Here is an 18,778-nt window from a genome sequence, read left to right as displayed (position 1 = left end):
GACGACCACCTTTTTACACATCTGCTAATCAACAAATTACAAACATCCAAGACAACGATACCGTTCGTTTTCGATACAATTGCTGTTCCGTTTCAGCCACCTGCCCGCCCACCCCTACTCCGGACTATCTATCCGGGTGACATTCCGCTCGATCCTTCGATCCGGGATAAACCAGAGAAACGCCACGATCACATACAGCCCAAACGCCAGCATGGGATTCAGAAAGGCAAGCACGATGGCTACGGCATACGAAGCGACCGAGACCTTCCCCTTCCAATCCTTGCCAAGGGCAATCGCCAGCGGCGATCCCGGACCCGATTCTTTTATCAGCAGCCGGCAAAGGATCGTATAGGCAATGCCGTTCATGATCAGCACACCCCCATACAGGACCACCGGCCATTTCGCAAAATGACTTTCCCCCATCCAGGCCGTCGCAAACGGCATCAGCGACAGCCAAAACAAAAGATGGAGGTTGCCCCAAAGCACCGCGCCATTTATCCGCTGCACCGCATACATCATGTGATGGTGATTGTTCCAGTAGATCCCCACAAGTACAAAACTGAGTACATAGCTGCTCAGCACCGGCGCCAGCGGCCCCAGATCGCGCAGCTCGCCGCCATGCGGCACATGCAGTTCCAGGACCATGATCGTAATGATGATCGCAATAACGCCATCGCTAAACGCTTCTAACCGGCTTTTCTTCATATCGTACTGTTTATTCGCTCCGCATGCAAAAGCCGCGGACCGGCTTATTCACTCCGCAAGATACTAACCGGATTGACACCCGCCGCCCGTACCGCCTGAAACCCGATGGTCAGCAACGTGATCAGAAGCGAGAGTACCCAGGCCAGTATAAAGATCCACCAGCTGATCCCCACCCGGTAAGCAAATCCCTGCAGCCAGGAATGCATCGCCAGCCAGGCCAGCGGAAAGGCGATCAGGGCCGATAAGGTCACCATCCGGATAAAATCCCGCGACAAAAGCCCGACGATCGTCCCTATCCTCGCCCCCAGCACCTTGCGGATACAGATCTCCCTGATCCGCTGCTGCGTGGCATAGGCCGCCAAACCCAGCAGCCCGATACAGGCGATAAAAATGGCCAGCGCCGAGAAGACCGTAAAGATGCGCTGCAGGGTCTGCTCCGGCCGGTATTGCGCCGCCAGCGTCTGGTCCAGCAGGGTATAATGAAAAGGATGATCCGGCACGAATTCGCGCCACTTCAGCGCCATGGCGGCAATCGCCGGCCCATATTGATCCCCTTTGATCCGCACTGCCGTTACCCCTGTAACATCCCCAAATTTCGCCGCATTGGAAAATACCAGCGGGTTGATGGCCTGATGCAGACTCTGATAGTGAAAATCATGAACCACGCCGATCACCGTATACGTGTAGAATGAATCGGGTTTGGGATTGAAGTTCTCGCTCGTGGTGGTCAGCCGCGCGCCGATGACCGGCTCTTTCAACCCCAGCGCGGTCACAGCCTTCTCATTGAGGACGACACCCAGCGAATCGGTGGGAAACGCCTTACTGAAGAACCGGCCTTCCTTTATCGACAGACCCAGTGCCTCGGCAAAGGTCGCATCCGCAATGATCCCCCGTCCGGTCATCGATTCCCGTGAGCCTACCGGCTGCCAGGAGATGCCGAAAAAACCGCCCTCACCCGGCATACTCGACGTACCGCCGATCTTCCCGACTCCCGGAATATCCGCCAGCTCATTCCGAAACGCCGTCGTCCGGGTACCGAGCAGATCCGTTCGCTCGATCTCGATGACATGGTCCTTTACAAAGCCCAGCTTATCCCCCAGCATATATCCCATCTGCCGGTTGACGACGATGGTGCAGATGATGAGCACGATGGAAATGGCAAACTGAAAAACGACAAGCCCGTTGCGCAACGCTATCCCATATTTATTGGATTGGAACTTACCCTTCAGCACCTTGATCGGCTGGAAGGACGAAAGTACCACCGCCGGATAGAGCCCCGCGACCAGTCCGACCAACACCCCGAATCCAAGCAGCGCGGGAATCGTCACGGGCGTCAGCAGCGTGCCAGCGGAAAGGGTCTCCCCCGAAAGGCGGTTGAAAAAAGGCAGCGCCACGATGACCAGTCCCAACGCCAGCACGACGCCAAAGACACTCACCAGCGTGGACTCCAGCAGAAACTGGAGAACAAGGCTCTGCTTCCCGGAGCCGAAGGTCTTACGGATGCCCACTTCTTTTGCGCGTTCGACCGAACGTGCCGTCGACAGATTGATAAAATTGATACAGGCGATCCCCAGGATAAACGCCGCGATGATCCCGAAGATGGTCACCGCCCGCCGGCTGCCGTTGGGCTTCAGCTCCGCCTCGAGGTCCGAATCGAGATGGATATTCCGCACCGGTTGCAGATAGTAGTGATAGCCGTTTCCTGCCGCGGTGAATTGCTCGAAGGTCATCCCGAAATTCCGCTCGATAGCCCCCGCAACATATTTCTTGACGACCTGCGGCAGTTTGGCCTCCAGGTCCGCCGCCGAAGCATTCGGCTTCAAAAGAAGGTAAGTATAGGTGGAAAACCCCGTATAGTTGACCTGCCGTCCAAAGGGAAAGCTAGTCGCGGAAAGCAGGATGTTAAAGGTCATATGCGAATCCTCCGGCACGTCGCGGCACACCCCGGTGATCCTGAACCGCTGCTGCCGGTCGAGCTCAAACTCCTTGCCGATCGCCTCCGCCGCCGACCCGTACAAGCGGATCGCGGTACTCTCGTTCAACACCGCCATCCCGGGCTTCTCCAGCGCGGTGGCCGCATCGCCCCGTAACAGCTGCATCGGAAAGACCCGGAAAAAAGTGCTGTCGGCCGTCAATACATGGTGTTCTTCGAATCGCTTCTCACCGATGCGCACAAGTAAGGCATTCTGTCCCGTGAAGTCCCCAAAGCCCGTCATCTCCTCCACCTCCGGAAACTCCTTCCGGATGGCCGGCCCCACGGAAATAGGAATGATCGCATAGGAGGTCTTCCGCTCGGGATACTTCCGGTCGAGAACGACCCGGTAGAGACGGTCGCCATGGGTCTCCCAGCGGTCATACCCCAGCTCATGCTTCACGAACAGCACGATAAGTAGGCAAACGGCCATCCCCGTCGCCAACCCCAGGATATTGATAAGCGTGAATCCCTTTCTTTTGAGAAGGCTGCGCATGGCTACCTTCCAGTAGTTTCGGAACATGGTATAGTTGTTAGGTTAACAATCTGTTCATCGAGCTTCCGCCGGTGGCGCCGCCGCATTACGCCGTCTTCCGCCGCTATTCATCACCAAGCCCCCAGTCGATTCCCTTCAACGTCGCCGGAACGCCCTCCACCATCCACCGGGGCACATGCTCTCCCTTCAGATAATAGCCAAAAAACTGCGCGAGCCGCATCGACCAGTCCTTCCGGTCCCGCCGCTCAGTCAGTCCATGCCCTTCCCCGTTATACTCGATCAGCCAGGTCTTCTTTCCCAGCCGCCGCAGCGCGGAGAAGTATTCGATCCCCTGATACCAGGGCACAGCCCCATCGGCATCGTTGTGCATCATCAACAGCGGCGTCGTCACCTTGTCGGCTCGAAACAACGGCGAGTTCTTCAGATAGAGATCGGGCCGCTGCCAGAGGGTATAGCCGATGCGGCTCTGTGATCTCTCATACTGGAACTGCCGGCTGATCCCCGTCTCCCAACGGATACCACCATAGGCACTGGTCATATTCGCCACCGGCGCGCCGGCCTCCGCCGCCGCAAATTGATGCGAACGCGTCACAAGGTAAGCCACCTGGTACCCACCCCAGCTATGCCCCTGCAGCCCCATCCTCGTCGTGTCCACCCATTTGAATTTCGACAGGTATTTCGCCGCCGAAATGACGGAGTTATAAGCATCCTCCCCCGGCTGCCCCGTCTTGTAGAAGATATTCGGGTCGAAGACCAGGTAGCCGTTGCTCACAAAATAGGCGATATTGATCGAGGCCCGCACCGGTTGAGGAGCGATATAGTCATACCTCGTCCGGACATCCCGTTCGTAGAAATAAAAGATGATCGGGTATTTCTTCGTGCTGTCGAAATTCTCCGGCTTATACAGAAGACCCTCGCTCATCTTCCCGTCGAACATCTTCCAGTGATGCAATTCCACCGTGAGCCAGTTGTAATTCCCCTGCTGGGGATTGATATGGCTGTAGCGCTTGTCGTCGATGTAGATGTCATAGGATTTGTCAAAGCTCCCCTTCAGGGCAGCAACCACCGGCGCCTCCTTTGCCTTGAAGAAATCGGTATAGCTCCACGCCCCCGTCAGCCGGACCGTTGTATCGGGCGCAAACCGTCCACCCATCGGGTAAAACAAATACCCCGCCGACATATCCCGCTGATCGAATACCGTCAGTACCAGCCGTTGCCCTTCGTGCAGCGCGGAGTCCTGTCGCAGAAACCGGCCCCCGCGTCCCCGGCGTTCTTCACCGTCAAGCCGGAAATTACGGAAGGTCCACAGATGCCGGCGGCCAATGCCCTGGGTCAGACAAACCGGGGCGCCCTGCCCCGCCGGATCACATTGCCAGATATCATACCTGTCATAGACATATACCCGCTTGTCGCCATCCAGCCAACCCATGGTCCCATGCGGCGGCGGATCATCGGGATGATCATCGTCCTCATCATACAACGGCAGGCGGATACCCGCCGTGATATTGGTGACTTTTCCATTGGCAATCGCATACGTATACCAGTTACGGCCTTTCCAATCATACCAGAGGACATAGTTCCCATCCGGCGAAAGCGTCGCCCCACCCCGCACCTTGTCCCGGATCAGCCGCCGGCTGCCATCCCGGATATTGATAAGATACAGCTTCTGCAGGCCGTTCTCCTCCCACTGCTGCTGGATACGATATCCCCGGCTGCTCATCCCCAGCGCAAACCGGCCATTCCCCTCCTGCGCGGGGATCACGGTCTCACAATCCGCATCCCCAAGCGGGATCATCCGGTTCTCGTCCCTGGGTATCACGGCGAGGTAGCTGCGCTTTAATTCATTGTTGACTTGCACCAGCTGTTGCGGGGACAGATAATCGTCGTTATAATTCCAGACATCCAGCCGTGCCGTCTCGAAATCCACCAGCGCCGTATCCTTTGGCGGCCGGATCGGCGCCAACCCAAAATAAAGCCGGCTGCCGTCCTTGCTGAAGCTGTTGGCGAAGTCCGCACTGACCGTAAACCCAAGCCGTTCGGTCGGCACGGCCACGTGGTGATTGGGGCTGGCCGTCAGCGCAGCCGCAATGCTGTTCCGGTCGGCACGGACCACCGCGCTGTCCATCCCCGGCGTATAATACCAGCAGCGATAAAATTTGACCAGCGCCTTCGGCACGCTGTCCCGTTCCGCCACAAAGACCAGCTGCGCGCCGGCCTCGTCGAGGGCATAGTTCTTTGCATCATGAAAGCCTCTTAACACCGTATCCTGCTTGCCGGTGGCGGTATTGAACCAAAGAATGGCCGCCTTGGAATTGGTATCGGCAACCCGCCGCGTCATCTCGATGACCAGGGTGTTCCCGCGCGGGCTGAAGGTATATTCACTGGTAAGCGGGAATCGTTTCTCCGTCCCCGTGCGCAGGTTCAACAGGACCAGTTCGGTGCCTTCCTCCGTTGTCTCCCCCGCCCCACCGGCCCGGCCGGCCCCGCCTTCGGCGCCCCTTGCCTCACCACCCATACGTCCCCGGGCTCCGGCCGGCATGACCGCCTTCCAACCCTTTGTTTCCACCTCGGCCGCCTGACGCTTGAGACTGTCGGCCACCCGCGCTAGACTGTCGGCGCGTGCCATTAGCAGTTTTAGCCTGGTCGCGGAATCCGCCGGCGCATTCGCGGGCAGCGGTTTCTCCAGCAGATAGGCCAGCCACTCGCCATTCTTGTCGGCCACCTTATAGGATCTGACCCGGGGGATCTTCACCAGGTTATTGGTTCCCAGTTCGAGCCAGCAAAGGCTGTCCTTGGGCATCTGATCAGGCGTTCGCTTGCGGATGCGGGCTTCCCGGGTGGCTTTAAAAAAAGGATGGATCAAAAACACGACGAACCGGCCATCCTCGGTGATCGTGGCTCCCGTCCCTCGTGGAATCTCTTTTGCATAGTCGTTCGCCGTCCCCCGGATGACCAGGCGGGCATCTCCTTCCTGCGGGGTAATGCTATAAACCAGCCATTTGCCGTCATTCGAAAGGGTCCGCTCTCCGATGCTCTCCCATTTGTCATAAACAGTCGGGTCCAAAGGTTTCTTATCCCCCGGCGACTGGGCCTGGACGGCCCCTGATAAAAGGATGCTCGATAGAATAAAGGTAAAAACAGGAAAACAGGTTCTCATGTGGAGCGCTTTGGTTACCTAACGAATTTAATCCAAACCGGGCATTCACGGCGAACAATTTCTATGACTGGGGCGTTGATCGTGCACTCGCTGTTCTCCTGCACATAACACTAAAAACAAAAATCATATGACTACGAAACTAAGCCTCCGAAAGGACTTTACGCTCGGCGGTGAATTGACGGTCCGCCGGATGGGTTATGGCGCCATGCGCATCACCGGTCAGGGTATCTGGGGCCCACCCAAAGATAAAGACGAAGCCATCCGCGTTCTCCGCCGCGCCGTCGAGCTGGGCGTCAACTTCATCGACACCGCCGACAGCTATGGACCAAACGTCTCCGAAGAACTGATCGCCGAAGCCCTCCATCCCTATCCGAAGGGACTGGTCATCGCGACCAAAGGCGGTTTCCTCCGCACCGGCCCCAATCAATGGCAGGTCAACGCCCGGCCCGATCACCTCAAGGAAGCCCTCGAAGGCAGCCTGGCCCGCCTCAATGTGGATCGCATCGATCTGTACCAGCTGCATCGCATCGATCCCGCTGTCCCCTTCGAGAAGACCCTCGAATTCCTGCAGGGCGTCCAGGAAGAAGGCCTGGTTAAATATATCGGCCTCTCCGAAGTAAGTGTACAGGAAATAAAAAAGGCGGAAGAATACATCGATGTCGTGTCGGTGCAAAACAAATATAGCCAGGACTACCGCAAATGGGAATCGGTGCTGCAATATTGCGAGACCACCGAAAAGGCCTTTATCCCGTGGAACCCGATCAACGCCGGTAATCTCAGCACCATGTCCTCCGTCGAACGCGTCGCCAAAAAGATCGGCGCCACCCCACACCAGGTGGCCCTCGCCTGGCTGCTCTATCACTCGTCCAACAACCTCCTCATCCCCGGCACTTCCAGCGTGAAGCACCTCGAAGAGAATATGGAGGCCGAAAAGATCGAGCTGACGGAAGAAATGCTCGAACAGTTGGAAAAATAGTCCCGATAACCGTCGCCCGCCAGGGCGGCGGTTATTTACCCACCACCATCGTCAGATCCTGCACGGAATCCAGCTGCATTTGCAGAATGGGAATATTCGCCGCGGCCAACGCCTTTATATCGGGGTCGTTGCCATTTATCGCGGCATGCTGATACTCGCTGATATCCTCTTTATGGCCGTCCACCATCATCTTGACATATGCTTTGTCAAAAGCGGCGCCATGCTTCTTCTCAAGCTTCGCCCGCTCCTCCTCCAGCTGAACCGATAACGTATCCGGCAGGGTTATGCGCTTCAAAGCCGCAAGCCCCCGAAATGTCTCCTCTCCCTGGCTATGTTCCTGCACCATCATCTCTCCAAAACGCTTAACCCCCGGATTCGCCCCATTGCTCTCTGCCAGATGCCCCAGCACCACCTCTAAGTGCTCTCCGCTCGCAGCCTTCACCATGAACTCCGAATCCTGCTTCGACGGCGCCGTACTATCCGCATTCGCCATCTCCGCCGTCTTCACATTCTCCGGCTGCCTACCCCCACACGCCGCCAGCGCAACCGCGAAACCCGCCGCTCGCAAGTAAATCAAGCTTTTCATACTATCATTTTAAGATGGCGGCCTCAAAACATATGCCATTTAGCGATTCGCCGTCACAGCCCAGTTTCCTTTAGTTGACTAAACGAAATATCGCCAGTAAATGCAAGGTTGAATCTGGGAATTATATCTTCGCAGGCGCCAATTTCCGGAACACCGTCAAAAAGTAACGCCTTTTCCGGAACGGCAATCAGATCGTACCTGTCCAATCGTTGATTTCGATGGACATCTTCATTATCAAAAGCAAACAATCCCTTCTGCGCCCAATTTACCCAATAGTCCTTCCGACCTGATTCCTTCGTAGCAAGTTTGGCAACGGTAATCTTCGGAAGATCGCCAAATACACTTTCCAAAACAACATAGCTTTCGTAAGAATAAAAAACCTTGGATGGGATGTAGCCTACGGTAACACTGGAAAAAACTCCAATTTTCCCTTGATTATCGATTCCGATCCAATCAAATTCAATGAAAGTCGCTTGTTTTGAGACGGCAGTCCATTCATCGAAAGTTAAAGGGGGTCGCTTATAAATCATCTTTTTCTATCATTGGCTTTAATATTTCCTTGTATGAAGAACCACCCGAGCAAAAAAGATTATCGTTGCCCCAGCAACCTCCTGATCTCCCCCTCCATCGCCTCCGGCTTCGTCACCGGCGAATACCGCCTCACGGGCCGCCCCTCTCTGTCGATCAGAAACTTCGTAAAATTCCATTTGATCCGGCTGCCGAAAAATCCACCCAGCTTCTTTTTCAAAAACCGGAACACGGGGTTCGTCACCGGCCCGTTGACCTCCGATTTCCCGAATAACGGAAACGTCACTCCGTGATTGATCAGGCAGGTTTGCTCCATCTCCTCATTCGACAACGGCTCCTGCGCGCCAAACTGGTTACACGGGAACCCCAGCACCACCAGCCCCGCATCCTTATACTGCTGATGCAATCGCTCCAGCCCCGCAAACTGCGGCGTCAACCCGCATTGCGTCGCCGTATTCACAACGAGCACCACCTTCCCCCGGTAGCCGGCCATACTCACCGCCCGCCCCTGGGGCGTACTCGCGGACAGTTCATAAAATTCTTTTGCCATGGACTGAAATTAAAGAAAAATCCCGGGCAGGCCCGGGTAGTAACTGTGAGAATGTTAAACGTTGGTATGCAATCGCTAGACTTTGCAGGCAGCGGTTCGCCGCCCGGATTAAAGGTAGGGCTTTTTAACACATTCGCACTGCGGCCGGCGAATTTCTTTCACCCCCCGGACGCCGCTAAAAAGGCCCCTCACAGACGTCGGAAATTAATCCCCAAAAACCAAACTATCTGAAAACCATTGCATAGCCTTTTTTACGTAATATTGCTCCCATGCAAAAGTCCTGGTACCGCCCGCTAATCCCCCATGCTATCGCCATCGGGGTGTTCATCCTGGTCGCTCTCATTTACTGCAGCCCCATCTTAGAACACAAGACCCTCGCTCCCGGCGATACCGCAGGCTGGAAAGCCATGGCTCAGAACTCCTTCGAGTACAAGGCGACCCATGACCATTTCCCCCTCTGGACCGAAAGCCTCCACAGCGGCATGCCCGCCTACCAGGTAGCCATGGATGCCCCTTCCTTCTCCCCGCAATATCTGATCTATAAGGTCATCACATTCGGCCTCCCCAACCCGGCCGGCCTCTTCCTGCTGGCCTGCATCTGCTTTTATATCCTGGCCCTCGCACTGGGACTGAATCCCTATGTCGGCATGATTACCGGTCTCGCCTATGCCTACTCTACCTATAACCCCTCCATCCTGGTAGTGGGCCACTCGACGAAAATGTACGCCATCGCCGTGATGCCCGCCTTCCTCGCCTCCCTGATCCTGCTCTACGAGAAAAAATATTGGCTGGGAACCGTGGCTCTCGCCCTCTTCACCGCCTTGTACATCGCCGCCAACCACCCGCAGATCCTTTACTATGGGCTGATCGCCGCCGGCTTCATGACCCTCGCCTATCTCCTGCGCTGGATAAAAGAAAAAGACTATAAACATCTTGGAAAAGTAGTGGTGCTGGGCGCCATCGGGGGACTCCTCGGCATCGCCTGCAACGCGGTGGTCATCTTCACCACCGCCGACTATGCAAAGGCTTCCCTCCGCGGCGGGAGCGATCTGGCCACACCCGGCGGCGCCGTCACAAAAACAGGTCTCAGCCAGGACTACGCACTGAGCTACAGCATGTACAAGACCGAGGCCTTCACCCTGCTCGTACCCAAGATCTATGGCGGCAGCGATTACGATCCGCAGATAACCGCGGATGATTCCAAAACGATGAACGCCCTTCAGAGCATGCCGCAGCAGCTCGCCCAGCAGCTTTCCCCAAACAGCTATTGGGGCGGCATCGGCACCACGGCAGGCCCCGCCTATGCCGGCGCCGTCATCGTCCTGTTTGCCCTCCTCGGGTTCTTCCTCCTCGACGGCAAACACAAATGGTGGATCCTCGCGGCAGCCGTCGTCACGCTCATGATGAGCTGGGGGATGTATTTCCTCAGCTTCAACAGCTTCCTGCTGAAAGTCCTCCCGGCCTATAATAAATTCCGGGCCCCAAGCGTGATCATCGTCGTCCCCACCCTGCTGCTGGTGGTGCTGGCCGCCCTGACGCTGAACCGCCTGCTCACCATGTCCGCCACCGATCGCACCGCGGCCTGGAAACAATATAAAAAAGGACTCTATCTCGTCGGCGGGATCTTCGTCCTCCTGTTCATCCTGTACAGCAGCTTCGACTACGCCGCCGAAAGCGACAGCCGCATCCAGCAGGCCGCCGCCGCGGCGCCCACGCAGATCCAGGACTATATCCGAACCTTTATCCATGCCCTTCGGCAAGACCGCCAAAGCCTCTTCCTGAGCAGCCTCCTACGCAGTCTCTTCTATGTCGCCATCGCCGCCGGCATCGGCTTCCTCTGGCTCAAAAACCGGCTCAAACCACTGCTCGCCCTCGGCATCATCGGCGCGCTCACCCTGGTCGATCTGTTTACCATCGACGTTCAATACCTCAGCGCGGATAAATATGTCGACGAAGAAGAAGCCCAAACGCCTTTCCAACCCACGGCTGCCGATCAGCAGATCATGGCGGACAAATCCTACTACCGCGTCTTCGATCTCCGCTATGGCGGCGGTCCCACCATCACCAACGTCCCGTCCTCCTATTTTCATCATTCCATCGCGGGCTATCATCCGGCAAAGCTGAGCATCTACCAGGATCTGCTCGAGAACCAGCTCTATAAATTTCCCAACTGCCAGCCCGTGCTGGATATGCTCAATACAAAATACATCCTTCTGCCCGCCGGTGGCGGCCGCGACTCGGCCGAACGCAATCCCGGCGCCCTTGGCCCGGTCTGGCTGGTCCGCGGTCTAAGGTTTGACGATAGCTCCAGAGCCGTCATGGATGCCCTCACCACCCTCGATGTAAAAGATACCGCCGTCCTCTTCAGCACCGACCGCAGCGCCGTCCCGGCTACCGCCCTCGGCACCCCCGGCCCCGCCGACTCCATCTGGCTGGAGAAGCACGACAACGACGAGATGCTCTATCACTCCAACACCACCGCACCCCGCTTCGCCGTTTTCAGCGAAGTCTACTACAACCGCGGCTGGCATGCTTATATCGATAACACCGAAGCCCCCATCCTGCGCACCAACTACGTCCTCCGGGGCGTCGCCATCCCCGCCGGAAATCATGCCATCCGCTTCGAGTTCCACCCGGCATCCTATTATACCAGCAGAACCATACAAGTTGCCGCCAGCTTGATTCTCCTGGCCCTGCTGATCATCGCCGGCATCCAGACCGGCCGCAACAAGCCCTCAGCCGTCAAAAAAACACAATCGCCATAACCCGCAACCGTCATAAAACCATCATAAACAAAACCCTCCGGTCTACTAAAAACAACCTAATTTTGCACCTTTTATAAGGTACATTATTGTTTTCTCTTATGGCTATCCTAGTGTTTTTCTTGTGTCATTGGTTTCTGTCCCTATTTTCACAAACATTCTTCCTGCATCGCTACGCTTCGCACAAGATGTTTAAAATGAATAAGTTCTGGGAGAGATTTTTCTACACATTCACCTTCGTCACCCAGGGTTCCTCCTTTCTCAACCCCCGCGCTTACGCCATCCTCCACCGGATGCACCATGCCTATAGCGACACCGAAAAGGACCCCCACTCCCCCCATTTCATAAAGGATGTCTGGGGATTGATGGTCAAGACGAAAAACGTCTATCTCGACTACCGTAAATACAAGCTGGAACCCGAACCGGCCTTCCGTGACCGTTATCCCACCTGGCCGGCCCTCGATCGCATCAGCGATATCTGGATCACCCGCCTCCTCTTCGCCCTCTCTTACGTCGCTTTTTATGTGGTGTTCGCCACTCATTGGTGGCTCTTCCTGCTGCTGCCGATCCATTTCCTGATGGGCCCGATCCACGGCGCCATCGTCAACTGGTGCGGACATAAATACGGCTATTCCAATTACGACAACGACGACCACAGCAAGAATACGCTGCCGCTGGACTTCCTGATGATGGGCGAACTGTTTCAAAACAACCACCACAAGAGTCCCAACGATGCCAACTTCGCCCGGAAATGGTTCGAGTTTGACCCGACCTATCCCGTGATGCGGTTGCTGCACAAACTGCGGATCATCCGATTGCGGAAGATATGACCGGCTCGTGCCGGACGGGGAATCTGACCGAGTTAGCGATAAAACAAAGTTTGTTCGCCTCATGATGCAAGGCTTCTGCCTTCTCCTTCATGCCGGCCTCCTTCACAAGTACCACGGGCCGCAGCACTACCGTCGAGAAGTAACCGCCGCCATCCTCGGTCTCCAGCATGGTCCCTTCGGCCGAATCGCTGTAGTCGACAACGACGACCCCGTTCACTGCGCAGAGATGCAGATACCATAACATATGACAGGAAGACAAAGAGGCGACCAGCAATTCCTCCGGATTATAACGCTGCGGGTTACCGCGAAAGGAAGGATCGGAAGAAGCCGCGATCTCCGGCTTGCCGTTCGCTGAAAGGAGATGATCCCGGTCGTACGTACGATAGTGGCTGGTCCCCTCGCCCCGGTTGCCCGTCCACCGCAGCTGGGTCTGATAGTGATGTTCTTTTGCCATAGAGCCTAAAGATACGATATCCCCCTTTCGCCCCACGGGCCGGGCACGCCGGTCGCGCCGATCACGCCTGTCGCGCCGAACACGCCGGTTGGGCTTTCTCCGGTATACGATCCTAACCGCAAAGGGCTTATTTTTAGGGCATGAATACTATTCCCGCTGCCCCCCGGCTGCTCCGAATTGCGCCCATATGGCTGTTGCTTCTATCCGCGCTCCTCCATGCGTTCCCCACCGCCGCGCAACCCGCTGCCCATTCGGCCATTACCCATCCGGGCTCCGGCGCAACCCCCGGGCCGGCGTTCTCCGTCGTTCCTCTCGGGGTGCGCGGCGGTCTTGACGAAAGCAACCTCTCCGCATACGCGGTGGCCGCTGCGGGAAGCGCGGACTATATCTGTCTTGACGCCGGCACTCTTTTCGCCGGGTTGGAGAAAGCCCGCGCCAACGGCGTCTTCCACCTTCCTCCGGGCGTCTTCCTTCGCACGCGGATAAAAGGCTATTTCATTTCGCATCCCCACCTCGATCACGTCGCCGGCCTCATCATCAACTCCCCCGACGACACCGCCAAGAATATCTATGGACTGGCCTCCTGTCTTTCGACGATACAGGAGAAATACTTCAGCTGGAAAAGCTGGGCCAACTTCGGCGACGAAGGCGAGAAGCCTCAGCTGAAGAAATATCATTACGTCACCCTGGAACCCGGAAAGGAGATCCCCGCGGACAACACCCCGCTCTTCGTTGAGGCCTTCCCGTTAAGTCACGGCAACCCCTACGAAAGCACCGCCTTCCTCGTCCGCAACGGTTCCAACCGGCTGCTCTATTTCGGCGATACCGGCGCCGATAGCGTCGAACACTCCGACCGGCTGCATACGGTCTGGCAGGCCGTTGCCCCGCTTATAAAAGGCGGCAACCTGAAAGCCATTTTTATTGAAGTCTCCTTTCCCAACGAACAACCCGTCAAATCCCTCTTCGGCCACCTCACCCCCGCCCTCCTCCAACAGGAGATGAATGCCCTCGCCCGACTCTGCGGTCCCGCCGCTCTCAACAACCTGCCCGTCGTCATCACCCACCGCAAGCCCGTCGCCAACCAGGAAGAGACGATCCGCCGCCAGCTCCTCGCCAATAATCCCCTCCATCTAAAACTCATCTTCCCCCAGCAAGGCCGCCGCCTGGAATTCTAAGGTCGCCGCGCCCCGAAAAGCCGGCACCAGCTCCAAAGCCCCCATCAAAAAAATCCGCCAGCCGCTTGCCAATCTCAAATAGATTCATTAACTTTGTATCTCAAAGCACTTTCCATATAGCCCCTATCGCCGACGCGCCGTAAGGCGCTCGCCTCTGGCTAACGAAAGCCTTTTTTAAACTTAAACACTTTGAATTTCAAAGCACTTTTAATCATCAGACCCAATGGCGGCAAACCCAGCGAATCCGGCAGGCCCGAAATATTCGGGATGCCCAGCGAATCCCGCAAGCCTGGCAATCCCCGTAAACTCGCAACCACCGGCATCGTCCTCCTCCTGCTTTCCTCTGCTCTGTTGTACATCCCCGCCGCCAACACGACCTCGGCCGACGGTTTCTTCCTGCTCAACTATGGCTTCGCGATCGTCTACTTCTTCTTCCTGCTCGCCAACGACCGCCTCAAACGAAACAGCGACAGCGTACCCCATATCTTCCTCCTGCTGATCCTCGCCCTGATCAGCAGCTACGCCCTAAACAGCAGCTTCCCCATCTTCGAACCCTCCACCACCTGGTGGGCCGTAGTGCTCGTCGTCTCCTGCCTCAACTATACCGCCATTCTTTTCTTTTACCGCCTGCCCGCCCTCTTACGCTATCTCATTTGTTTCATCACCGGCATCTCTTTTGTCGCCTTTCTCTATATGGCCTGCTACCTGCTTCCCCTCTACGTGATGGGGGCCATCACCGCGCTGATCCTCGGTTTCTCCCTCCACATCTTCGTCCCGGCGCTTTTTGTCACCTATACCGTCGTCTTTATACGCCGGGCCACCCGCATCGAACGCCGCATCCGACTTTTCTTCTTCGCCGGCCTCGTTTTTTCTCTCGGGTTCATCGCCCAGTATGTCGTCCGCTGGAAGATCCGCGTCAACGCCCTCGACCGGAGCCTGTCGGCTGCAAAAACGGCCGGCAACAACCTGCCCGCCTGGGTCAACGTAGCCGAAGACTGCACCCTCACCACCCTCGATGAATCCATCCTGCGAACCGATTTCAGCTGGCATCCCAACAGCGATGCTTCCTTCGACTGGGTGCCGCGACAGTCCTTTGCCGACAAGCAGGTACACGATCCCTTGATCGTGATGGCGACGTTTTTCTGCGGTACTCCCCGCCTCACCGAGAACGAGCAGACCATGATCCTGAAAGCGCTTTTCTATGTCCGCCACAAAGCCCAACAACGGATACACATCGGTGAACATCTGATCACGAGCGAGGTGTCCACTGACGTCCAGCTCTGGCCACAGTTTCACCTCAGCTATACCGAAGAAAATATCACGATCGCCAATCCCATCAAAAGCCAACCTCACCGGTCACAAAGCGCGGAAGCACTCTACACCTTTCATCTGCCCGAAGGCGCCGTCGTCAGCGCATTCTCGCTGTGGATCGATGGCAGGGAACGAAAAGCGATGCTGCGGTCCCGGCATGAGGCGGACTCCACCTATACCACCATCGTAGGGGCCTACCGTCTCGACCCTTCCGTGGTCCAATGGCAGGAAGGGAATACCGTCGTCGTCCGGATCTTTCCCGTGTCGACCGAAACCCGGCGGTTCAAACTGGGCATCACGGCGCCACTCGAAAAGCTGGGTCAGAAGCTGGCCTATCACAGCATCGGGTTCGATGGTCCCGATGCAACCGCCGCCCGATCGTCCATCCGCATTCTGCCGATGCAACGGCTGATCAGACCCGAATGGCCGGCCGCTTTTCAATCCGATAGCACCAGCCATCTCCGCTATCCCCCATCCCTGCTGTCCATCGCCGCCTCGACCCTGGCCCCCATCCGCCAGGACGGAGTCTACACTCCTGACTGGATCCTCCAATGCGAGGACCCCGGGATCGAAACCGCAACCTTTGTCTTCGCAGGTAAAAAATATACCACGGCCACCCCCACCCCCGCAATGGGGCCCACCTCCTTCCGTCAGGTGTATCTCGACCTCAACAGTTCCTGGACCGTGGAAGAATATGAAAGCCTCCTCTCCTCGCTCGCCGATTTCCCCGTATACGCTTCCCCCACCGGCAACGACCTTGTCAGCATCACCTCCGCCAACAAGAATGCCGTCTTCGCCACCTGCGCCCATCGGCTGTTCAGCCTCTTTCCCCTGGCCCGGATCACCGACCCCGAACATTCCCTGGTCATCAGCAAAAGCTCCGGCAGCTCGCCCAACCTGGCCGATCTCAACGGCAGTCCTTTCGCGCAACGGCTGCGGCAATGGCTGGACAAAGGCGGGCAGGTTACCCTGTACAATATCGGCGACGAGCTGTCCCCCTATCTCCGGGCGCTTCGGGAAACCGGCGCCTTCCACTATGAAAAAGGCGATCTCTATACGCTTCAAAGCCATCTGCACCACAACAGCTTTCCGCTCGAGGTCACCGCAGTCAACGAAGTTCGCATCGACCCCGCCGGCCTGCTGATCCGCCGCACCGACGATCCCGGCGATACCACCCCGCGCATCCCCGATCCTGGTTACGCAACCCCGTTTGGCCTCGATCCTGCCGGCCGCACCCCACACATCCCCGATGCAGCCGGGATCGCACCCGACCACCTCCTGCGCCTCTTCGCCTATCACCGCATCCTCCAAAAACAAAAAGGCCGGCTCCCCGGCACTGTCCTGGAGCCCGCCGGCAACGCCGACAGCCTGCCGATCGCGATGGCGCAAGAGGCCGGTATCGTCACCCCGGTGTCCAGTTATGTCCACTATAATTGACTCCCGGCACCGCCCATGTCCTTAAAACTCACCCCTTTCTCGCCCTCCGGGGAAAACCGGCCAACGCGGCCGCGGTTAAAATATGGTGACACTTAGTGAATATCCGGCCAACCGGCAACATAAAATCCCCGTTCTTTTGAAGGTGACTAAGTTTAAACTTATTAATATGCTCACGCAATAATTAGTATGGCCGGTCGTATCCGCCCGCCATTGGACGAATGCTACGGAGCTAAAAAATTAAGTTTGTGCGATTCTCCACTGCCTGCCTGACCCGACCGTTCAACCATAAAAAAATGAACCATGACAGAGCGAAAAACAAGTTCAACCAACTATCGCAATCAGTCCTTCCTCGAAGAAAAATGCAGCCTTAACGAATTGCTCGACCTCGTTAGCAAGAGATGGTTCAGCGATGTGCTTTTTTGCATCAAGGAAGGATACAACCGCTTCAAGCTCATCAAGGACGACCTCAAGTTTATCAGCGATACCATCCTTTCCGACCGGCTGAAACTACTCGAACGCTATGGTCTGATCACCCGCACCGACTTCGACGAGATCCCGCCGAAAGTGGAATACGCACTCACCCAGAAAGGCGACGAACTGGCCGCCCTGCTGGAGCAAATGTGCGAATTCAGCGATATTTTGATGGCAGAACTGGAGCCGCGGCGCTAGACCCGCAGGAACACCTTCTTCCGGTAAAGGAAATAAAGAACAAGCCACTTAACCGCGAGCAGACAAAATACCATGGCAAAAGCATTCCATGGGGCGGCGATCCATTGCCCTACCCAGGCAAAGAAACCGTCGGTCATATACTTCCAGTTGATGAAATGACCCGAGAGATAGATAAAGATGGAGTTCATCCCGATGACCGAAAAGAAAAAGGCCCATTTCCGGTAGCCCCACACGTCGATGACATAATAGAAAAGCGCCAGCAACAAAAGGCTGATCCCGCCGACGCACAACACAAAGCTACTCGTCCATAAGTTTTTGTTTATCGGGAATACCGTATTCCAGGCCAGCGCCAATACGAGTGAAATGACCCCGCCCAACGCCAGCCGCCCGGACTTCGCTCCCCCCGACAACGGTGAGTTCTTCAACAGATTCCCCGCCTGGATACCCAGCAAGGCGGTCCCGATGGCTGGAATGGTGGACATCAGTCCCTCGGGATCGTGGATCTTCAGATATAACTTCCCCGGCAGGATCGAACGGTCTATATAAGAAGCGAAATTACCCTCCATCGTCAGGTCGCCATGCGGGAAACCCGGCGCCGATGTAAAGGCCAACAGCAACCAGTAACCGATGAGCAAACCCGCAAACCAGATGATCTGCCCCCGCTGCTTCGTATACAGGTAAATGATGTTGGCAAACATATAGGCAAGACCGATCCGCCCCAGCACGCTCCCCCACCGGATATCATCCCAGGCATGCAGCTTCGCTCCGTTGTTGTAATAAAGTCCAAGCAGCACCAGGACCAACCCGCGCCGGATCACCCGCCATAACAGTTTCTTGCGTTCGACCCCTTTCTCCAGTTGCCTGCCGACGGAATAGGGAGTCGCCACCCCCGCCATGAACAGGAACAACGGGAAGATCAGGTCATAAAAATGAAACCCGTTCCACGCCGGGTGTTCAAACTGATCGGACAACGTCTGCCAAAAAGAGTTACCGGTAATCTTCGCAAGTGTGTGGAAGATCTCTTCGCCGCCCGCGATCCAGAACATATCGAAACCGCGTAGCGCATCCAGCGAATACAAGCGCTGGGGAGGTGTGGTTTGGGCCATAATAGGGATGAATATAAGGAAATTAACAACTTCTTAAACATTCTGCGCGCAAAAAAGCCCCCCT

General features: G+C 56.4%; 14 protein-coding genes. 6 read left to right on the top strand and 8 right to left on the bottom strand.

Annotation, left to right across the window (positions count from 1 at the left end; translation table 11 throughout):
• Nucleotides 1–114 precede the first annotated feature (114 nt).
• The 3 genes from VGM48_RS24965 to VGM48_RS24955 all read right to left on the bottom strand — a co-directional run bounded on the left by VGM48_RS24965 (nt 115) and on the right by VGM48_RS24955 (nt 6,330).
• Nucleotides 115–705: a TMEM175 family protein gene (locus VGM48_RS24965; protein WP_331583729.1), complete on the bottom strand. Its 591-nt coding sequence runs from the start codon at nt 703–705 to the stop codon at nt 115–117.
• A gap of 44 nt (nt 706–749) precedes the next feature.
• Complete coding sequence (locus tag VGM48_RS24960) at nt 750–3,200, bottom strand: ABC transporter permease (RefSeq protein WP_331583727.1); 2,451 nt, start codon at nt 3,198–3,200, stop codon at nt 750–752.
• A 76-nt stretch (nt 3,201–3,276) separates the two neighbouring features.
• Nucleotides 3,277–6,330 carry a S9 family peptidase gene (locus VGM48_RS24955; protein ID WP_331583725.1) on the bottom strand — a complete coding sequence of 1,018 codons (3,054 nt, stop codon included), beginning with the start codon at nt 6,328–6,330 and terminating at the stop codon, nt 3,277–3,279.
• Between the two features lie 127 nt (nt 6,331–6,457).
• Between VGM48_RS24955 and VGM48_RS24950 the strand changes: the two genes are divergently transcribed.
• Complete coding sequence (locus tag VGM48_RS24950) at nt 6,458–7,306, top strand: aldo/keto reductase (protein WP_331583723.1); 849 nt, start codon at nt 6,458–6,460, stop codon at nt 7,304–7,306.
• A 31-nt stretch (nt 7,307–7,337) separates the two neighbouring features.
• On the opposite strand, the gene VGM48_RS24945 is transcribed toward VGM48_RS24950, so the two are convergent.
• From VGM48_RS24945 to VGM48_RS24935, 3 genes are read right to left on the bottom strand one after another with little or no spacing between them, the layout of a single operon-like run.
• A complete protein-coding gene (locus VGM48_RS24945) occupies nt 7,338–7,892 on the bottom strand; it encodes a DUF4142 domain-containing protein (protein ID WP_331583721.1) in 555 nt (184 codons plus the stop codon).
• Nucleotides 7,893–7,945: 53 nt separating this feature from the next.
• Nucleotides 7,946–8,422 carry a hypothetical protein gene (locus VGM48_RS24940; protein WP_331583719.1) on the bottom strand — a complete coding sequence of 159 codons (477 nt, stop codon included), beginning with the start codon at nt 8,420–8,422 and terminating at the stop codon, nt 7,946–7,948.
• A 59-nt stretch (nt 8,423–8,481) separates the two neighbouring features.
• Nucleotides 8,482–8,970, bottom strand: a complete 489-nt coding sequence (locus VGM48_RS24935; RefSeq protein WP_331583717.1) for a glutathione peroxidase — start codon at nt 8,968–8,970, stop codon at nt 8,482–8,484.
• Nucleotides 8,971–9,239: 269 nt separating this feature from the next.
• On the opposite strand from VGM48_RS24935, the gene VGM48_RS24930 reads away from it, so the two are divergent.
• Together VGM48_RS24930 and VGM48_RS24925 are read left to right on the top strand one after the other, a co-directional pair.
• Nucleotides 9,240–11,735 (top strand): YfhO family protein, encoded by a 2,496-nt coding sequence (locus tag VGM48_RS24930; RefSeq protein ID WP_331583715.1) that lies wholly within the window; start codon nt 9,240–9,242, stop codon nt 11,733–11,735.
• A gap of 98 nt (nt 11,736–11,833) precedes the next feature.
• Nucleotides 11,834–12,562, top strand: a complete 729-nt coding sequence (locus tag VGM48_RS24925) for an acyl-CoA desaturase (RefSeq protein WP_331583713.1) — start codon at nt 11,834–11,836, stop codon at nt 12,560–12,562.
• On the opposite strand, the gene VGM48_RS24920 is transcribed toward VGM48_RS24925, so the two are convergent.
• On the bottom strand, nt 12,540–13,016 hold the full coding sequence (locus VGM48_RS24920) for an OsmC family protein (RefSeq protein WP_331583711.1): 477 nt from the start codon (nt 13,014–13,016) through the stop codon (nt 12,540–12,542). The two genes, VGM48_RS24925 and VGM48_RS24920, sit on opposite strands and share 23 nt — an antisense overlap.
• 140 nt (nt 13,017–13,156) lie before the next feature.
• On the opposite strand from VGM48_RS24920, the gene VGM48_RS24915 reads away from it, so the two are divergent.
• From VGM48_RS24915 to VGM48_RS24905, 3 genes are all read left to right on the top strand, one after another.
• Nucleotides 13,157–14,191 carry a 3',5'-cyclic-nucleotide phosphodiesterase gene (locus VGM48_RS24915; protein WP_331583709.1) on the top strand — a complete coding sequence of 345 codons (1,035 nt, stop codon included), beginning with the start codon at nt 13,157–13,159 and terminating at the stop codon, nt 14,189–14,191.
• A 189-nt stretch (nt 14,192–14,380) separates the two neighbouring features.
• A complete protein-coding gene (locus VGM48_RS24910) occupies nt 14,381–16,939 on the top strand; it encodes an XrtN system VIT domain-containing protein (RefSeq protein ID WP_331583707.1) in 2,559 nt (852 codons plus the stop codon).
• Between the two features lie 300 nt (nt 16,940–17,239).
• On the top strand, nt 17,240–17,608 hold the full coding sequence (locus VGM48_RS24905) for a helix-turn-helix domain-containing protein (RefSeq protein WP_331583705.1): 369 nt from the start codon (nt 17,240–17,242) through the stop codon (nt 17,606–17,608).
• Here VGM48_RS24905 and VGM48_RS24900 read toward each other — a convergent pair.
• Nucleotides 17,605–18,714 (bottom strand): DUF5009 domain-containing protein, encoded by a 1,110-nt coding sequence (locus tag VGM48_RS24900; protein ID WP_331583703.1) that lies wholly within the window; start codon nt 18,712–18,714, stop codon nt 17,605–17,607. The genes VGM48_RS24905 and VGM48_RS24900 overlap by 4 nt on opposite strands.
• Nucleotides 18,715–18,778 lie beyond the last annotated feature (64 nt).

Source organism: Puia sp., from assembly GCF_036500295.1.
Classification (GTDB): Bacteria; Bacteroidota; Bacteroidia; order Chitinophagales; family Chitinophagaceae; genus Puia.
The sequence above is the reverse complement of the archived record's forward strand: the minus strand, read 5'-3'. Positions and strand labels throughout refer to the sequence as shown.